The organism is Maridesulfovibrio salinus (assembly GCF_055394525.1).
On record NZ_AP042461.1, the window covers coordinates 3,626,835 to 3,644,624 of the forward strand.

Genomic DNA, 17,790 nt, shown 5'->3' on the forward strand with positions numbered 1-17,790 from the left:
GGGGGCTTTCAAACTGATGCCTGATAAATAATGAATCCGGAAAAGCTACCCTAAATAATGCTGCGCTTATCCGAACTTCACCTCCAGTTCGAACAAATCTCCCGGAGAGATGCCGGCCTGCTCCAGTACCGACAGCATATCTGCAAGTGCATCCCTTGAACTTGTAACCATTTTCTGCCTTTTCAGCCCATCCTTCGGGGCCGCCTGCCCAAAGCCTTTCCCGACAAGTATGCAGCCGTGCGAGTTTGAATACCAGCCATCCTCAACACTTCCGGCCCAGTTTCCGTAATGAATCAGGATTTCACTTCTGCCCGGCACATCAAAGACATGCGGACAAAGCCCATACTTAGGTGAAGTGGCAATCATGCAATGATACACGCCGACAGGAATGCATGAAACATCCGTCCGGTTTCCCTTCCAGGGCAGTTCCGCTGTAGTGAATGATGATATATCTCCTGATTCCACGCCATTTACAACAATCCTGCCGAAGGTCCCTTCCGCACCGGTTTCAGTCCGGGTCAGGGTCATTTTAATGTCCATACCGCCTCCGTGTAATAAATTTATAATTTTTTTCGCATCTGGCTATAATTTATCTGGACATACCTTAGCCTAGTGATAGTATAGCTAATATAAAACAGTTATTGCGGCAATTATAAATATATAAACAAATAAAATATCCAGTGTTTATCCAAACCATCAACCCCAGCTAAGGAGATTCGATATGGCTGACCCAGCAATTGTCGATCAATTTCGCGGCTTACCGATGCGTGACCTTATAGGCGGCCCTCTGGACGCTGCCTGCGAGGCACAGGTCAAACTGGCCAATGCAACGGCGGATTTCATCAAAGTGGTAGGTTTCCTGCCTCCGGCGGGCGGCGGTCCCGGAGATGAGCCCACTGAAACAAGGACTGCCAAGTTCAAATTCAAAAGGCCCAAAGAGGAACAGGACAGCACAACCGGACAACGGGCCGAAGAGGAAGTCGAAATCGAAGTACCTCTTCTGGCCATCGTCAATGTACCGAGCCTGTCCATCAAAACCGTGGACATAACTTTCGACATGGAAGTCAAGTCGGCGAGTTCTTCAGTGGAGAAGACAGACAGCTCGGCGTCCGGTTCTGCCGAAGCATCAATCGGCTGGGGAATATTCTCGGCCAAGATGTCGGTTAGCGGTTCGGTCTCCTCCCACAAGGAAAACACCCGCTCGTCCGACACCTCCGCAAAATACCATGTGGAAGTTCATGCGGCGGACTCGGGCATGCCTGAAGGACTGGCAAGGGTAATGGACATCCTGCAGACAGCGTGTGTCCCCAAATCAATAACCTCCTAATGTGTATTGGAATTAGCGGTCCGCTTATCTTGTAATAAAACCGAATCCGGTTCTTAGCCCGTAAAATTCATATGAATGGAACGGAAGCAACACTGAGGCCGGAAAAGGCTGTTGAAAGAAATGAACCTGAATGAAGCCACATTCATCAAACGCATCACCATAGGGACAACCAATCCCGCGGAGATGCAGAGCAATGAACAGATAGAAAAGGCCACAGCCCTCTTGAACCGCTGCCTGAATGAGCCGCCCAAAGGTCATATAATCGGAACTGAAAAGAGTTTCACGGTTTTGCAGATGGGTGAGCACCAGGTAGTCCTGCAATGGACTGTTTACCATGTGGGATTCAAGCGCAAACCGCTGTGGCTTGATCAGGAATCCGGGTAACGGGTATGTATGAAATGAGCCTTGATAACTTCCTTTACGCACTGCAGAAGGAATACACTTGTGCCGCAGAACTCGTAATCCGGAAAAGTGAAAGCTGGTATCAGAAAAAGAACATACGCATTAAAAGCAATGTAAATACTGATACCAAAAAGAAATGCCATCCCCGACAATCCGTAGCTGCACCAGCAAACGCACTCACTCACTCCCCCGTGCAGCTACGGATTTCTGAATTCTATATTTCACTTCAGGCATGGCTGCATAAATCAGGTTCCGCGTCCTATTTAATTATAGACACAGGCCACAGGCGAAGGGATTCCAATGAGAATGGATTCATACACATGGATATATATTTTGAAAATTACAGGACCGGAGAAGGTTCGCTCAGAATGGCTGAAACAACAGTCCTCAGGATTCCGCCTAGAAATGCCATGCGCTTGAGATCGGAAAGATCAAAAATTGAATCAGGTCTGTTCATGCGACGATTCTGTGACTGGTTCCTCGACCGGCGGGGCTTTAGGCTATCGCTCACGGACAGGCAGGCGGACAGACTGAAAAAGACATCCCGAACCGGGGCATGAAACCGGGTCGCAGATACAACCGGACCGCATAATCACTCACGAAATCAGGCAGCAGAGCCCCGGCAAAGGTCTGAAGCCGGAATCAGACACGAGATACAGCAGGAGAAGAACTGATGTCAGGAACGTTGAATTTCAGGGATTTTATTCAGGCAATGGCTTCATCGGTCATTGAGACCCAGAACAGAATTGAAAAATATCAGTTAATCAATATTTTCAGAACGTATTTCGATACTGACTCCCGCCCCAAATGTATAGAACTAAACGTCCCTTCAATGCGCCCCGGAGCGGCCCCGGACGAAGAGGAAAAGTACCGAGTTCCATGGCTGCCGCTGGTACCGCCCAACACCTTGAAAGTGAAAGACGTGGAAATGTCCTTTGACGTGGAACTTGCCGGAATACTGGAACAGCCGGAAAACAACAAAAGGAAACCGGTCGACACTATCAGTGTAAATCTCGGTGGGGGGAGTAAAGACAGCGCAAGCAGACTCCATGTAACCCTCAGAGTTGAATCCGCCGAGCCAAGCGATGGGGCAATGCGCCTGATGAACCATCTCTCGCAGACTCAGGGTGTATGCGCAGTGGTCAACAACGAAGAACCGCCTGCGGATGACGAAACGCAGGAGGAGAAATAATTCAATACCAACTCCAACCACCCCACTACGGAGCAAAGCATGACTGAAACCGCAAAATGGATAAAGATCCTGCTGCTGAATTTAACCGGGCTGATTATCATCCTTGCCTTTTCAAACCTCGCGGCAGCGCAGAACGTTTCCTGCTGGCGGGGCCATGACTGGGAAATGCAGGTACAGCCGACAGGAAAGGAAACCGCCATCATACGGCTGCATTACATCGGCCACAGCCCCTGCATGACCAAAGCCGACCTTTATCAGAACAAAGGACGGTTAAGTGAAGGCAAGGGATTCTGCATGAGATACAATAAAAGAGAAGTCACAGTTCAGAATCCGGACCCGCAAAATGAGTCTGTTGTGACAATTGAAGAGAGCAGTTCCGGCAAAGCCCTCAAAATAAATTTCAGTTTTCAGGGAGAAAAGGAATTGCTTGATCCTTATGATCCGGAATACTCACCGACTCCCTGCTTCCACGGCTCAAACCCTTTCTGATTGAAGCTGAAAGCCCCTGACCGGACAGTATCCAGACAAGAGCCAGAAACCTGTCCGGGAACGGAATGAAGTAAACCTTAACTGCCGCCCTGAAATCAGACTTACCCCTGAAACGTATATGTCTTTGATCATATCCGTTTCAGGGGCGTATTTTTCGCCGTTTGTAATCCGTCTTATCTGATTAATAACTTCAAAAACGCCAACAAAGGATTACAGCCCCACACCGCAACTGCAAACTCAGGTTTGCACCCTCCTAAAAACTAATCATTTAATTTCAATAAGTTAACAAGGAAAAAAACTTGGCCCGCCTTTTGCCATAGAAAAATCCGCCGGACACAAACAGGTCACTCCTGTTTTTTAAAATAAATTTGGAGGATTTTTCAAAATGGCAGAGAATGCAGTCAAGAAAGACACCGAAGTAGTTGTGGACAAGGCGTCAAGCTCCTGGTCCGATCTATGGAAGAAAGAAGATTATTGGGCCATCTGGCTGGGATTTGTTATCCTTATCGTAGGCGCAGTTATCTTTTTCAACAACAAGCCCGCGGACATGGAAGCCCAGTTCGCCAAGTACAATGCTGTGATGACTCAGGAAGCGGCCCGCGCTCCCTTCAAAACAGTCGCATGGTATGATGCCCAGACCGCCAAGGAAAAAATCAAGGCCAAGAACCAGCCTGTAGGTAAAGCTATCAAAGCTTTCATGGCCAAGCCTCAGAAATGGACAACCAATCCTTTGGACGCTTTCATCCAGACTCAGGAACAGGCCGATGCCAAGAACGCTGCGGCCATGCCCAAATACCAGAAAGCAAAAGCCGCTGCCGCAGACGCGAAAGCCGCAGCCCTTGCCGCGCAGATCAAGGCTGAAAATGCCGGTTTCAAGGACGCAAGCCTGAATACAGCGGCTTCCGCATCCATCGAAACATGGCTGAAACTTCGCGCCAAGGAATCTTCGGCTAAGAAAAAAATCAAGAACAAGCCTTACAACCTGATCCCGTCCCTGCTCGCGCTGATGGTCGGATTCGGATTGTTCTTCTCCTTCGGTATGCGCTACATTGACGGTGACGCCAAGACCTTCCTCAAAGGTTTCGGACTGGTCTTCGCCGTTGCGGTCGTCTCCTATCTCATGGCCAGCCAGGCAACCATGAAGCAGTACGGTATCGGTTACGCCGCATGGGCTATCGCCATTGGTCTGGTTATATCCAACACCATCGGTACTCCCAGTTGGGCCAAGAAAGCCCTGCAGGTTGAATTCTTCATCAAGACCGGTCTTGTTCTGCTCGGTGCTGAAGTTCTTTTCAACAAGGTCGTTGCTATCGGTATCCCCGGTATCTTCGTTGCGTGGGTTGTTACCCCGGTAGTTCTGATCACCACCTTCATCTTCGGTCAGAAAGTAATCAAGGTTCCTTCGAAAACCCTCAACATGGTAATATCCGCAGACATGTCCGTGTGCGGAACATCCGCAGCAATCGCAGCGGCTGCCGCATGCCGCGCGAAAAAAGAAGAGCTGACCCTCGCAATCGGTCTCTCTCTTGTGTTCACTTCCATCATGATGATCGTCATGCCCGCAATCATCAAGGCGACCGGAATGCCCTTCATTCTCGGTGGTGCCTGGATGGGCGGAACCATTGACGCCACCGGTGCTGTTGCAGCAGCCGGGGCTTTCCTCTCCGAAAAAGCCCTCTACGTGGCCGCGACAATCAAAATGATCCAGAACGTGCTGATCGGTGTTACCGCATTCGGTATCGCTATCTACTGGTGCACCAAGGTTGACTGCGTGGAAGGCCAGAAAGTAAACGCCATGGAAATCTGGCACCGCTTTCCCAAGTTCGTACTCGGCTTCCTCACCGCTTCCGTTATCTTCTCCATCGTGTACACCTCCATCGGTTCCGATGCAGGTTTCACCATGATCGACCAGGGCGTACTCCGCGGCTTCTCGCGCATCTTCCGCGGATGGTTCTTCTGCCTGTCCTTCGCAGCAATCGGACTTGCAACCAACTTCCGTGAACTCAAGCACTACTTCAAGGGCGGAAAGCCGTTTATCCTTTACGTATGCGGCCAGTCCCTCAACCTGTGCCTGACCCTGATCATGGCTTACCTCATGTTCTACGTGGTCTTCCCGGACATCACTTCCAAAATCTAGGTTAACCTGATTTGGAAAAACCCCTGCGAGGAGGGAGGCCCCCAGCCTCCCTCCCTATACAGGGACATTAAGAGATTTAAAATGATGGAAAACAAACCGCTGAAATACAGACTGACATCCTTCTTCGCCACCTGTGCCGTAATCTGGGCAATGGTTTTCGTGGCCGGGCCGATGCTCATCAATACAACTCCGGCCTTCCGTACCCTTGCTGATTTCGTGACTGAATCAGGAATCGAAACAGGTGAATTCTACTACACGGACGTTGAAATAGTCGGGCATGCCGACCACAACGCCCGCAGTTCCATGGAATATCTTCCCCACGGTCCCGGACCTGAAGGTGAATAGAAATCACCTGCCCGGCTTAAGGGGAAGGAGAGCCCCTCTTTTCCAGAGTCTGAAGGCGGGCTCCCCTTCCCCTTAAGAATCCCCCATCCCCTTTACCCTGAGGTTTTAATACCCGGCATCACAAAGGAATATTGATGGAATATTTCCTGAATTGATTAAGTGAGCTGAAACAGTGAAGCCGCAAAAGGGCCTCAAGTAAACGGGGCGGGGTGAGTCAGGGCTTGAACATGGCATCGATCATTTTTCCTGCGCAGATCAGATAATACGCGGTCCTCGGCACTGACCCCAGAAAATATCCGAGCTGCTCAAGTTCGGTAACTCCGAAACCGAGAATGGAAAAATAGACCTTGAAGACAAGAATAAGGGCAAGAAAACATAGAACGGTTACCGGAAAGGAACTGTTCAGACGTGAAAAAAGGTTCTTTACGGGAATCTTTTTCTGAAAAAAAAGAACAAACGAAGCCGCGCATTCCAGAAAGCCGTTCCAGCCCCGTACAAAAAGGTCGGCACTGATGAAACCGGCCAGAACAGCTGAAATCAACTGGATAAATATATTCATGCGGCCCCCTGCGGAAAAGTTTCGCCCGGAAAACACTACTCCACTTAAATACACACTAACCGCATCCGCTCCCCAAGGTCAAGAATACGGGCCTTGACACCGCGAATCATGACTATACATTCCCTTCAGGCGGTAACAAATGAAACTTCCCAGACCATATTCAATACAGAGCAAATTTCTTCTGAGCCTTATCCTGACCTCCCTTGTAATCGGCGGGGTTCTTTTCGCGGGCTTTTCAACCCACATGAGCAAAGTTCTCGAAAGCGTTGTCCGGGATAAAGCCCGCATGGTTTTCGGACAGGTGGACTCGGTGCAGAACTACGTGCGCGGAGTGCTGCGCCCCCAGATGTATAAGGAGCTTCCCGATAAGTTCGTGATTCAGGCCATGTCTTCATCCTACATCAGCCGCAACATTATGGCCCGGGAAGAGGAAAACTCCCCCAACCATGTTTACCGCCGTGTGGCCGTGGGAGCCCGCAACCCGGACTATGAAGCCAGAGGGATCGAGCTTGAACTGCTGGATAACTTTCAAAAGAAACCGGGGCTGTCTTTCTGGGAAGGATATAAATTCATCAACGGGGAAAAACATTTTGTCATGGCCCGTCCGGTTGTTTTCAAGGAAAGCTGCCTGCGCTGCCACGGAAATAAGGAAGACGCGCCTGTTGAGCTGGTCGAAATGTACGGGGACCGTGGTTTCGATCATATCAGGGACAGCATAGGCGGAGTGGATTACGTGGGGCTTCCGGTAACCGCATCTGTTGCCCGGATTCAGGATACCATCATGACCTATATCGGTGTTTTCCTGCTTGCCGTGCTGCTCTACCTCGGGGCCACCAACATTCTTTTCAAGAGGATTGTAGCCAACAACCTGCGCATCCTGACCACAAATTTCCGGCGCAACTTCAGCGACGAGAAAGGAGTCGCGCTGTTCCGGGAAGTTGAACAGGGTGACGAAATAGGCGAAATGATAGGCGGCATTGAAAAGCTCAGCGATTACATGTTTGACGCGCGCAAGAAGCTTCAGGACTATGCCTCCAATCTGGAACTGATGGTTGAGGAACGCACCGGGGAATTCGAAAAGGAAGCCACGGCCCGCCAGTCCGATGTTGAACTTTTCGTTCAACTGCTTGCCGGATCAAGCCGCAGCCAGTCCCGCGCCGAACTATGGAGAGCCGCCCTGCCCCTTATTCAGTCCCGGTTCAACCTTGAAAGAGCCGCTTACGTCTGCACTTTCTCAAGCAGAAACTTCTACTCCTGCCCGGAAAGTGAGGAACGTCCCCCGCTGCCCTCCGACTGGATCAAGCTGCTGACCGAGTCAATCTCGCTGGTGCAGACAGACCGGGCCTACATCCCCGTGGAATCATCCACCGGAAGCGCGGAAGGCCTTCTCTGCCTGTTCCGCAAAGAAGGTGACAGATTCACGGAAGAAGACAAAACCGTACTCCGGGCCATCGGAAGGCAGCTCGGAATCGGGGCGGACAATATTTCAGCTCTGGACAGCATCGTCCGCCACAACACCAATCTGCAATCCATTTTTGAAGGGATCAGTGATCCCCTTCTTCTGGCGGACGGAGCAGGTGAACCCATCGTGGCCAATGAATCAGCGCGCAGGCTCGGAGCGGAACTCTCCGGCGGGGCAATCAATGACGGGGGCGTGGTAAGCCTGCTCTGTCAGGGTCCCGGAGATTCAGGCACATGCGGTATTTCCAAATCCCTGCTGATGAACAAGCCGCTGTCACGGGAAGTAACCCTGCCCGAAGGCCGCTCTTTTGCCGTCAATATCTATCCGGTTCAGGATGAGGATCTTTCCCGTGACCGCAGGGTCGTAGTTTATGTGCATGAAACCACTACACAGAAAAAGATGCTGGCCCAGATGACTCAGGCGGAAAAGATGGCCACTGTCGGCAAACTTTCCGCCGGGCTGGCCCATGAAATCAACAACCCGCTCGGGGTCATCCTCTGTTACGCCGAACTGCTCAAGAAAGGAGTCTCTGGCCAGAGCATTGAAGACGTGGAAGTCATTCTCAAGCACACCAGACAGGCTCAGGCGGTGCTGAAAGACCTGCTCAACTTTGCCCGGCCCAAAGTCTCCTCGCAGACAAAAACTGATTTCGGCCAGATAATAAAAGACGTGGCGGACGTTTTCCGCATTCAGGCCGAGAAAAAAGGCGCGGCAATCAATCTCGAACTTGATCCGGCAACCCCGGAACTGAGCGTGGACCCGCAGGCACTGGAACACATAATCGCCAACCTGCTGCTGAACTCCCTTGACGCCGTTCCCGAAAACACGGGACAGATACAGATCAGCCTGACCTGCGAACAGCCTGATAAGGCCGTGCTGAAAGTAAGGGATAACGGTCCCGGAATAGATGAAGAAGACCTGCAGTTCGTATTCGATCCCTTCTACACCACCAAGGAAGTGAACAAGGGCTCGGGACTCGGTCTGGCGGTGGTTTTCGGCTTCATGAGCGACATCGGCGGGTCCATAAAAGTTGAGAACGGCAGCGCGGACAACCTGAAGGGCGCGGTTTTCACACTGAAATTCCCGTGCAGCTGAGATACTGAGATCAATTTTAAGCAGCCCTCAGATTAGCGGAAATAACACTGCTTGAATTCCAGACAAAGCGAATTTAAGATTTGAGTTGAAGCAGCCACTGTAACAAAGGCCGCCACATAATTATTAAGATACCCGTGCTTCGCCTTTTGGCAAAGCCTCAAGGATAGATATGCTGGAATCAGGAAATCCCGGAATACTCATTGTTGATGACGAGGAAGACTTTGCCAAAGGAGTCAAAAGGCTTGTTGAAAGCACTTTTCCCGAGACCGGGGTCCTTACTGCTTTCAACGGGGAACAGGCCCTTTCAATACTGGAAGAGAACGATGTCAGCCTGATGATCAGCGACCTTCAGATGCCGGGAATGAGCGGACTGGAACTGCTTAAATCCGCCCTTAACAGCTCAGACTCCCTCTCCGCGGTGATGCTTACCGCCCACGGCACAGTGGAAACCGCCGTTGAAGCGCTGAAAGCAGGAGCCTACGACTTTGTAACCAAGCCCATTGAACCGGAAAACCTTTTCAGAGTCATCAACAAAGGGCTGGAACGCAGCCGCCTGCTCCACGAAAACCTGTGGCTGCGCCGCCAGCTTGAACAGCGCAAAGACAGACTTCTGGGCCAGAGTCCGGTCATGCAGCGCTTGAAGCAGTCTATCGGGGCTGTTGCCCGGACTGATTACAATGTTCTGATCATGGGAGAATCCGGCACAGGAAAGGAACTGGTGGCCGGAATGGTCCGGGAATCCAGTACCAGAGCGGATAAGGCATACGTTACCGTCAACTGCACCGCCATTCCCGAAAACCTGCTGGAAAGCGAACTGTTCGGACACGTCAAAGGCGCGTTCAGCGGAGCGGACAATGACCGTGAGGGACTGTTCAGCCGGGCGGACGGCGGGACTATCCTGCTGGATGAAATCGGTGACATCCCCCTTGAAACACAGGCCAAACTGCTGCGAGTTCTGCAGGAAGGTGAAATCCGTCCCGTGGGGTCCGACCGCTCGAGAACCATTGATGTGCGGGTGCTGGCTTCCACGAATCAGGATCTTCCGGCACGGGTCAATGAAAAAACTTTCCGGGAAGACCTTTACCACAGACTGAATGTCCTGCCACTGAATCTTCCCCCGCTCAAAGACCGCCCCGGGGACATCCCTCTTCTGGCCCGCTACTTTGTCCGGAAAGCCTGCATAGAACTCGGCCTGCCGGAAAAGGAGCTTGATCCGGCGGTAGTAGGCTACCTCTCCGCCCAGCAGTGGCCGGGAAATGTCCGCGAACTCCAGAACACCATGCGCAAGCTGGCTGTCTTCAGCACCGGGGAAGTGGTGACCATGCAGGCGGTGGACATTGCCGAAGGCAGGACAGGCAGCGGACCGGACGAGACTTCGGGGACCTGCATACCTTTCAAGGATGCCAAGCAGCAACTGGTGGACAGCTTCAGCCGCAGCTACATCTGCGATGTACTCAACCTTACCGAAGGTAACATATCAAAGGCCGCCCGGATTTCGGGACTTTCCAGAGTAGCGGTACAGAAAATGATATCCCGCTTCAATCTCAGCGCAGAGAATTTCAAAGACAGGCCCTAGTCACCCTGCCAGCATACTCTGCTCTGCAGAATATCCATAAGAATCAGACGGAAGAATATACTTCCCAAATCCCTCCAACTGATCTACAAGCCTCTTTTCTCCTTACCGGGGAGCCATAATTCCTTGTTGGCCCCGGTTTAATGGAGTATGCTATAACTTCTGTAAATGATACATCACTTCAAAACCCAAAAACACTGAAGAACCAGTAAAAACAGTGTGTTTTGCAATTCACGCGCTTATCCGGAGAATTCATATGGGAAAATCAACTTTCAAAAAACTTTTATCAATTCAGCTCCTGCTTGCCTCATTATTAATTATCACGGCAGGGGTATGCTCGGCCCAGCAGCAGCCCCCGATCGATCCCGCCAAGGTTGAAGCGATTGAAAAGATAAGCACCTCTCCGACCCAGACCGCCACCCTCGTCAATCTGCTGCGCTACAAGTCAGAACTGGACACGCAAATCCGCATCGCGCGGAACAAGCTCAAAAGCGCACACACCATGGACAAGGAAGCCCTGACCATGGAAATCAGGGAGCTTCAGCAGCAGCTTGAACATGTGGAAGATAACTTCATAAAGGTGGCCACCGGGATAGATGTCTCTGTTTTCGAAGAAGAGGCCCAACAGGGATTCGCCTGGCGGGAAGAAATCGAAACGCTGGTCAAGCCCCTTGTTCACGAACTCAAGGAAATGACCAAGCGGCCCCGGCAGATTGAAAAGCTGAAAAGCAGGGTTGCCTACTTTGAAGCAAAACTTCCCAGAGCGCAGGAAGCTATAGAAAACATAGACCTGCTCATAGCCTCCACAGAGGCTAAAGTCCTCAAAGGTGAACTGCAGAAGCTAAAGGAAGAATTCGTCAGCAGAAAAACGGACATCACCAACCAGTTGGATGTTGCCCGCTTTGAACTGCAGGACCTGATGGAAGACGAGAAATCATTCTTTGAATCCACAAAGCAGATCATGGCCGTTTTCTTCAAGAGCCGGGGCAAGAATATTTTGATAGCCCTGCTCGCTTTTGCCGGTGTTTTTCTGCTTTTCCGCAGTATTGACAGGGGTTTTAAAAAATACCACCCCGCGTTCAAGGCGAAGGAGAGACCTTTTTATATCAGGCTGTTTGAAGTTGTACTGCTTTTCATGACAGTCTTTGCGGCAACAGCGGCTTCCCTATTCACCCTGTATGTTTCCGGGGACTGGTTCCTGCTCAGCATCGCGATCATTTTTATTCTCGGCGCGCTATGGACCGCCCGTGAAGGATTCACCCGCTACTATGAGCAGGTCAAACTTATTTTGAACCTGGGTTCGGTAAGAGAAAACGAACGCATAATCTACAACGGCGTTCCGTGGATGGTTGAAAGCCTACAGCTTTTCTGCAGGCTGAAAAACCCGGCCTTGAGCCCCAGCAGGATACGCCTTCCCATTGCGGAAATGTCCGACATCAACTCCCGCCCCGTAGGCCGGAATGAACCATGGTTCCCCTGTGCCATCAACGACTGGGTTATCCTTTCGGACGGAGTACGCGGCAAGGTAATAAGCCAGTCTCCGGACATGGTTGAACTGGTCCAGCGCGGAGGGGCCTATGTAACCTACCAGACCTCGGACTTTCTCGGCCTGAACCCCAAGAACCTCTCCCGCAACTTCAGGCTTAAATCAGTGTTCGGCATCGACTACAGCCTGCAGGCTGAATCGACCTCTTCAATCCTCGAAAAAGCCAAGGAATTTATCGCCGCCCGCATCGCGGAAGATGGATACGACAAGCACCTGCTCAATCTGAACGTTGAGTTTGAGTCTGCCGGAGCATCATCCCTCAATCTGGTGATAATAGCCGACTTTCACGGAGAAACAGCCGCATTGTACGGACGTCTGCTCAGGGCACTGCAGCGCTACAGCGTTCAGGCCTGCACAGAATACGACTGGAACATTCCTTTCAACCAGATGGTTATCCACCGGGCGGAATAATCTGATCCTCCAACCTGACCACCAATCACATAAAGGCCCGCACTTTAAAAAAAGCGCGGGCCTTTTATATTTACGTTTATTTGCGGGATTAATCCTCCGCCATGCATCCGGTGCTTTCCCGGCAGGCAGAATATTATGAGTTCAGGGCTTCGCCAGTCCCATACGGGGTCGAAAGAACCTGATCCGCTCAGCTGTCTTTTTGCAAAAGATCGTAATATTCTGAAACCCCGAGACTGACATTCTCAAAGCCGCGGGCAAAATTACGGCACTGAGAAATTGAACCGAAGACAGCTGCCATGCTGCATGTTTTCTTATCTTCATCAAAACTCATTTCAAGAACACGCCCGCAATCGTCCATACCGCTCAGCACCCGGAAAATACGGCTGCTTTCAGCCATCCCGTGCATATCTATTTTGAAAAGTTTCTCCCTAGTCCAACGGCAGGCAAGATCCCATTCAACTTTATAAACAACGTCTGCGGGCTTTATCTTGCGGGCTAGCTCCGCGCATCCGGACCGGTGCAGGGCTACACCTCGCTCACTCAAAGCGGCAACCAGTCCATCCTCCCCCGGAAAAGGACTGCAGCAGTTAGACATCTTGTGAATTCCCGGAACCAGCTCCCCGAATTTAAGATGGTACATTTTTTCACCGGTCAGAGGATCTGTATCAGACCTTTCACCCAATTCACCTTCATAAAAATCCAGAATATAATAAATTACAAGCTGAGTCTTAAGCCTGCTCTGCCCGATAAGTGAATGCAGGGTACGTAAAGAATCAATATTCAGAATCGCCAGAATCTCGCCAAGAAAATCACCTTCAAGGCAATCGACAGGCAGACCGTGGCGGCGCATGGCCTGCTCCAGAATAGACTCTCCGAGGCCGGCCGCGTAAGCGGAAAGCTTCTTCCTCATCAAGCGGGCCACATGCGACTTGACCCTGTGGCTGCGGCAGAAACTTTCCAGTCTTGGAGAGGCGTCAAGAGGTTCCTCAGACTGAACAATCTGGACTGTCGCCCCCTCACTAATTTCATGAACCGGGGAAACCTTCTGTCCATCCACAATCCCATAACTGCATTTCTCTCCCAGACCGGTATGAACCTTAAAGGCGAAATCCAGAACGGTTGATCCTTTGGGAAGATAAAAAACATCACCGGCCGGCGAATAAGCAAAAATTTCCTCTTCCTCTGAAATATGCAGAAGCGCGCTTTTGCCTGCCGCTCCGGCATAACGGGCAGTGCTTTCCAGAAGTGAGCTGACTTCATCCCAGTGCTCTTCATTGAAAGGATGCTCTTCCTGCCACTGGTTGAACATTCCGAAATTAGCCCAGTCATCCATTTCCGAACTTCTGATCTTGACCAGATAGTTGACTTTATCGCCCCGGATTCGGACATGCAGACTGCGGTATCCGTTGGTTTTCGGATTAGTAATGAAATCGCGCATGGTCCTCGGCACAACCTTGAAGCCGGTATTGACGATGCCCAGAACCCGGTAACAGTCGAGCATTGAATCCGTATCCAGCACAACGGTATAGTCCGCCACATCCCTTGAATTGCTGAGGCTTAGCCGCTCCGTAACCGGATCATAGTAATTGGAAAGTCCTTTAGGCCGGAACCTGATCTCGCTTCCCGGAAATTCGGAACAAACCCTATCCTCTATTCCTTCACGCAGTTCATGCGCCTCCGGTGAGTTTTCAATCTCCCTGATCCGCCTGAGAATCTTTTTACACTTCTTGCTGTAAAAATGGGTAATGGAAAGTTCGTACATCTCGCGCTTGAGGGGGAACATGTTGAGCACTGTGGCCAGAGGAGCGTAAACATCAATTGTCTCACGGGCAATGCGCTGGCGTTTTGCCGGGGGAAGATGCTGGAGGGTGCGAAGATTATGAAGACGGTCGGCGAGCTTGATGGTCAGTACGCCGATATTACGGCCGGATTTGAGAAATATCTTATCATGAGTGAGGGATTTGAGCTGCTTTTTATCGATATTGGAGCTGCTGAGCTTGGTACAGCCGTCAACTAGGTCAGCCACAGTAGTGCCGAACTTACGTTTTATCTCTCCCAGTGTGACCTCGTCCACATCTTCCACAACATCATGGAGCAGGGCCGCCGTGAGAATATCAGGAACATGAACGTTGAATTCATTGGCAAGAATAAGGGTAACAGCCACCGGATGTTCAATATAGGGTTCACCGGACCTGCGGCGTTGAGTACGGTGAAGATGGTATGCGAAGGCAAGTGCCTTCAAAACCATTTCATTCCCTTCTTTATCGCGTTCCGGCAGCCACTCCGAAATCCGTTTCTCATACTCGCTTAATGCCGGCATATCCATCTTGCCCTGTGTCATGAAAACTCCCTGAATATTAAAAGCAGTTCTTCATTTCATATCCTTTATATTTCTTCAATGAAGTCAAGCATAAATAATCAACGTAACATAATTTAACAATTATTCTGCTTTATTGCCGAGAGGAAAAGAAAAAGAAAAAACTTAGATACTTGTAAATTACAGTGAAAAAAAGGATAAAGGATAATGAATAAAGAACCGGCGGGTATTTTCAAAAACTGAAGCGCACAGAAAAAACTCGCAATTTGGCGCGTTGTTTGTCAAAAAAGAGGTTCATATTATGGAGAAATTCATCTCCCGATCCTTAGTGTATTATTTTAGATTTATCATATCCATGGAGTTAAAATGGCGGAAATTCTTGTAGCCGGGCTGGGCGAAATATTATGGGACGTTCTTGAAGATTCCGAAGAAATAGGCGGTGCTCCGGTCAACTTCGCCTACCATGCCGGAGCCCTTGGCGCCGAGGCCATCGCGGTTTCCACCATCGGTTCGGACGAGCGCGGCAGGCGGGCCGTTATTGAACTGGAAAAAAGGGGCCTGAACCTTGAAGCCGTCAGCACCAAGCACAGCTATCCCACCGGATATGTGGAAGCCAGCGTGGATAGTAACGGCATTGCAAGCTATACCTTTCCCGAAGACACGGCGTGGGACCATCTTACACTCAACCCCATGGCTTTGAGTCTGGCTCCTCTGGTGGACGCGGTATGTTTCGGAACTCTGGCTCAGCGCAGCGAGGCTTCCCGCAGCGCCATTCATGTATTTCTCGATGCAACACCGAAAGCCCTCAAAATTTTCGACATGAATCTGCGTCAGGATTTCTACACGGAAGAGATTATCCGCAAATCTCTGGAGAGGGCCGATATAGTCAAGCTCAATGATGAAGAAATAGATATAATCTCGCCCATGTTCGGACTTGAAGGCGACCACGGGGAAAAACTGGCCTCACTCAACGAGCAGTTCGACCTCATGCTCTCCGTGCTCACCAGAGGAGATAAGGGCAGCATACTGCTCAGCCAGGACCGTTACGTGGAGAGTAAAGGGTATAAAACGGAAAAACTTGCGGACACCATCGGAGCGGGAGACGCCTTCACCGCCGCGGTTGTCATCGGGCTGATAAAAGAACATACCCTCGAAGAAATAAGCGAACATGCCAACAGGCTGGCAGCTTATGTCTGTTCACACAAAGGGGCCATGCCTGAAGTTCCCGAAGAATTCAGATTAATCCGGCCCTCTTCCGCTGAAGGAGAATAATGATGAAAAGAAGCGAAATAAACGCTCTCATAATCAAAGCGAAGGATTTTTACGCGAAGCATCATTTCAATCTTCCCAAATGGGCTTTCTGGTCTCCCGAGGACTGGAAAGGCAAGGGAGACAGCGAAGTCGTGCGCAACATGCTGGGCTGGGACCTCACCGATTACGGCAAGGGGGATTTCGACAGCCTCGGCCTGATACTTTTCACCATCCGCAACGGCAACCTCAAAACAGGAGACCCCAAGCCTTATGCGGAAAAAATAATGATTCTGCGTGAAGGACAGCTCTGCCCCATGCATTTTCACTGGTCGAAGCGTGAGGACATCATCAACCGCGCCGGGGGCAATCTGGTCATCAGGCTTTACGGTTCCGATGAGAACGAGGATCTTTCCGACAAGCCCCTTGAAGTCAGTGTTGACGGCTTTAAACGTACCATAGAAGCGGGCGGGGAAGTAATCCTTGAACCGGGGGAAAGTATCTGCCTTGAGCCGGGAATGTACCACTGCTTCTACTGTCAGAAAGGAACCGGAGATGTGCTGGTCGGAGAAGTAAGCGCAGTAAATGATGACAACAGCGACAACCGTTTCGAAGAGCCCCTGCCCCGTTTCCCGGAAGTGGATGAGGACGAAAAGCCCGTTCATCTGCTGGTTACGGATTATGAGAAGTATGTGTAGACAGGGTTTGGATTAAGATTTTTAGGCCGTGCTGTTTCAGTACGGCTTTTTTTTGCGCCTCCGGTAAACTTGCCTATCTCAAGCATCATGCTTACCATTCAGCTATCAAGACACCTTAAACGCGTCTTCAAAGACATCCCGACCATGCCCGTACCAGATAAAATACGCACCATACTCATAGATGATGAATCCCCGGCCCTTGATGAGCTGAGCTTTCTGCTTTCCGATTTTGAGGATATCGAAATCATCGGAACCGCCACATCCGCCAGCAAAGGGATCAGCCTGATAAGGGAGATGGAGCCGGAACTCGTCTTTCTCGACATTCAGATGCCGGGCAAAAACGGATTCCATGTACTTCAGGAAATAATGGAGTTTCCGAATCCTCCGCTGGTCATATTTGCCACCGCTTACGATGAGTACGCCCTCAGAGCCTTTGAAGAAAATGCCGTTGATTACATATTGAAGCCGCTCTCCACCGAAAGACTGGGGAAAAGCATTGAAAGGGCCCGCTGTCTGGTATTCGCCAATTGTGAAGAGAAGGTTGAAATGCCGGATATGAACGCCCTGCTCAGCACCATGGGGCTCGGGCAGAAAGTTCTGCGGATATCTGTGGAAGCAAGCGGAAGGATACTGCTGCTTGAGCCAGCAGATGTAATACTCTGCCGGGTGGAGGAGCGAAAAATAATGGTCTACACCGCCAAGGGAGTGTTTCCCTGTTATGGAGACAAAACTCTGGACAAGCTTGAGGAACGTCTGGCAGGACAACCCTTTTTCCGTACCAATCGCGGCGAAATGGTGAACCTGACCCATGTACGGGATTTCGCGCCCTGGTTTAACGGGAAGTATGTCGTGACCATGAAGTATATCGATGAAGAAGAAATTATCATCAGCAAAGGACGCGTGAAAGACTTCCGCCAACGTCTGGGACTGGCTTAATTTAGCCTAGCTTCGTCTGCCTCCGGCGGCCCTCCGGGGGCTTAAACCCTTTT

The 17,790-nt window shown here is 50.7% G+C and carries 16 protein-coding genes; 13 read left to right on the forward strand and 3 right to left on the reverse strand.

What is annotated here, in order from left to right:
- Nucleotides 1-66: 66 nt before the first annotated feature.
- Nucleotides 67-540, reverse strand: coding sequence for a DUF5675 family protein (locus ACZ5PW_RS16705; RefSeq protein WP_464555756.1), 474 nt, complete (start codon nt 538-540; stop codon nt 67-69).
- A gap of 181 nt (nt 541-721) precedes the next feature.
- Between ACZ5PW_RS16705 and ACZ5PW_RS16710 the strand changes: the two genes are divergently transcribed.
- The 7 genes from ACZ5PW_RS16710 (at nt 722) to ACZ5PW_RS16740 (ending at nt 5,892) form a co-directional block, all read left to right on the forward strand.
- Entirely contained in the window at nt 722-1,327 is a 606-nt protein-coding gene (locus ACZ5PW_RS16710; RefSeq protein ID WP_464555758.1) for a DUF2589 domain-containing protein, read from the forward strand.
- A 111-nt stretch (nt 1,328-1,438) separates the two neighbouring features.
- Nucleotides 1,439-1,711 (forward strand): hypothetical protein, encoded by a 273-nt coding sequence (locus ACZ5PW_RS16715; RefSeq protein WP_464555761.1) that lies wholly within the window; start codon nt 1,439-1,441, stop codon nt 1,709-1,711.
- A 5-nt stretch (nt 1,712-1,716) separates the two neighbouring features.
- Entirely contained in the window at nt 1,717-2,289 is a 573-nt protein-coding gene (locus ACZ5PW_RS16720; protein WP_464555762.1) for a hypothetical protein, read from the forward strand.
- A 113-nt stretch (nt 2,290-2,402) separates the two neighbouring features.
- A complete protein-coding gene (locus tag ACZ5PW_RS16725) occupies nt 2,403-2,921 on the forward strand; it encodes a DUF2589 domain-containing protein (RefSeq protein ID WP_464555766.1) in 519 nt (172 codons plus the stop codon).
- Nucleotides 2,922-2,960: 39 nt separating this feature from the next.
- On the forward strand, nt 2,961-3,410 hold the full coding sequence (locus ACZ5PW_RS16730; protein WP_464555769.1) for a hypothetical protein: 450 nt from the start codon (nt 2,961-2,963) through the stop codon (nt 3,408-3,410).
- Between the two features lie 385 nt (nt 3,411-3,795).
- Entirely contained in the window at nt 3,796-5,547 is a 1,752-nt protein-coding gene (locus ACZ5PW_RS16735) for a YeiH family protein (RefSeq protein ID WP_464555772.1), read from the forward strand.
- 81 nt (nt 5,548-5,628) lie between these two features.
- The gene (locus ACZ5PW_RS16740) at nt 5,629-5,892 is read left to right on the forward strand and encodes a hypothetical protein (RefSeq protein WP_464555774.1); all 264 of its coding nucleotides are present in this window, start codon (nt 5,629-5,631) and stop codon (nt 5,890-5,892) included.
- A gap of 214 nt (nt 5,893-6,106) precedes the next feature.
- Here the strand turns inward: ACZ5PW_RS16740 and ACZ5PW_RS16745 are convergent, their stop codons facing one another.
- Entirely contained in the window at nt 6,107-6,451 is a 345-nt protein-coding gene (locus ACZ5PW_RS16745; RefSeq protein ID WP_464555776.1) for a hypothetical protein, read from the reverse strand.
- 139 nt (nt 6,452-6,590) lie between these two features.
- Here ACZ5PW_RS16745 and ACZ5PW_RS16750 point away from each other — a divergent pair, with 139 nt between their 5' ends.
- From ACZ5PW_RS16750 to ACZ5PW_RS16760, 3 genes are all read left to right on the forward strand, one after another.
- Entirely contained in the window at nt 6,591-9,008 is a 2,418-nt protein-coding gene (locus ACZ5PW_RS16750; protein ID WP_464555777.1) for a c-type heme family protein, read from the forward strand.
- Nucleotides 9,009-9,177: 169 nt separating this feature from the next.
- Nucleotides 9,178-10,584: a sigma-54-dependent transcriptional regulator gene (locus ACZ5PW_RS16755; RefSeq protein ID WP_464555778.1), complete on the forward strand. Its 1,407-nt coding sequence runs from the start codon at nt 9,178-9,180 to the stop codon at nt 10,582-10,584.
- 253 nt (nt 10,585-10,837) lie between these two features.
- Complete coding sequence (locus ACZ5PW_RS16760; protein WP_464555779.1) at nt 10,838-12,538, forward strand: zinc ribbon domain-containing protein; 1,701 nt, start codon at nt 10,838-10,840, stop codon at nt 12,536-12,538.
- A gap of 187 nt (nt 12,539-12,725) precedes the next feature.
- On the opposite strand, the gene ACZ5PW_RS16765 is transcribed toward ACZ5PW_RS16760, so the two are convergent.
- On the reverse strand, nt 12,726-14,879 hold the full coding sequence (locus tag ACZ5PW_RS16765; RefSeq protein WP_464555780.1) for an HD domain-containing protein: 2,154 nt from the start codon (nt 14,877-14,879) through the stop codon (nt 12,726-12,728).
- 342 nt (nt 14,880-15,221) lie between these two features.
- Between ACZ5PW_RS16765 and ACZ5PW_RS16770 the strand changes: the two genes are divergently transcribed.
- From ACZ5PW_RS16770 to ACZ5PW_RS16780, 3 genes are all read left to right on the forward strand, one after another.
- Complete coding sequence (locus ACZ5PW_RS16770) at nt 15,222-16,127, forward strand: carbohydrate kinase family protein (RefSeq protein WP_464555781.1); 906 nt, start codon at nt 15,222-15,224, stop codon at nt 16,125-16,127.
- The gene (locus tag ACZ5PW_RS16775; RefSeq protein ID WP_464555782.1) at nt 16,127-16,801 is read left to right on the forward strand and encodes a D-lyxose/D-mannose family sugar isomerase; all 675 of its coding nucleotides are present in this window, start codon (nt 16,127-16,129) and stop codon (nt 16,799-16,801) included. Before ACZ5PW_RS16770 ends, ACZ5PW_RS16775 begins: the two co-directional genes overlap by 1 nt.
- An 87-nt stretch (nt 16,802-16,888) precedes the next feature.
- Entirely contained in the window at nt 16,889-17,737 is an 849-nt protein-coding gene (locus tag ACZ5PW_RS16780; protein WP_464555783.1) for a LytR/AlgR family response regulator transcription factor, read from the forward strand.
- The last annotated feature ends 53 nt before the right edge of the window (nt 17,738-17,790 follow it).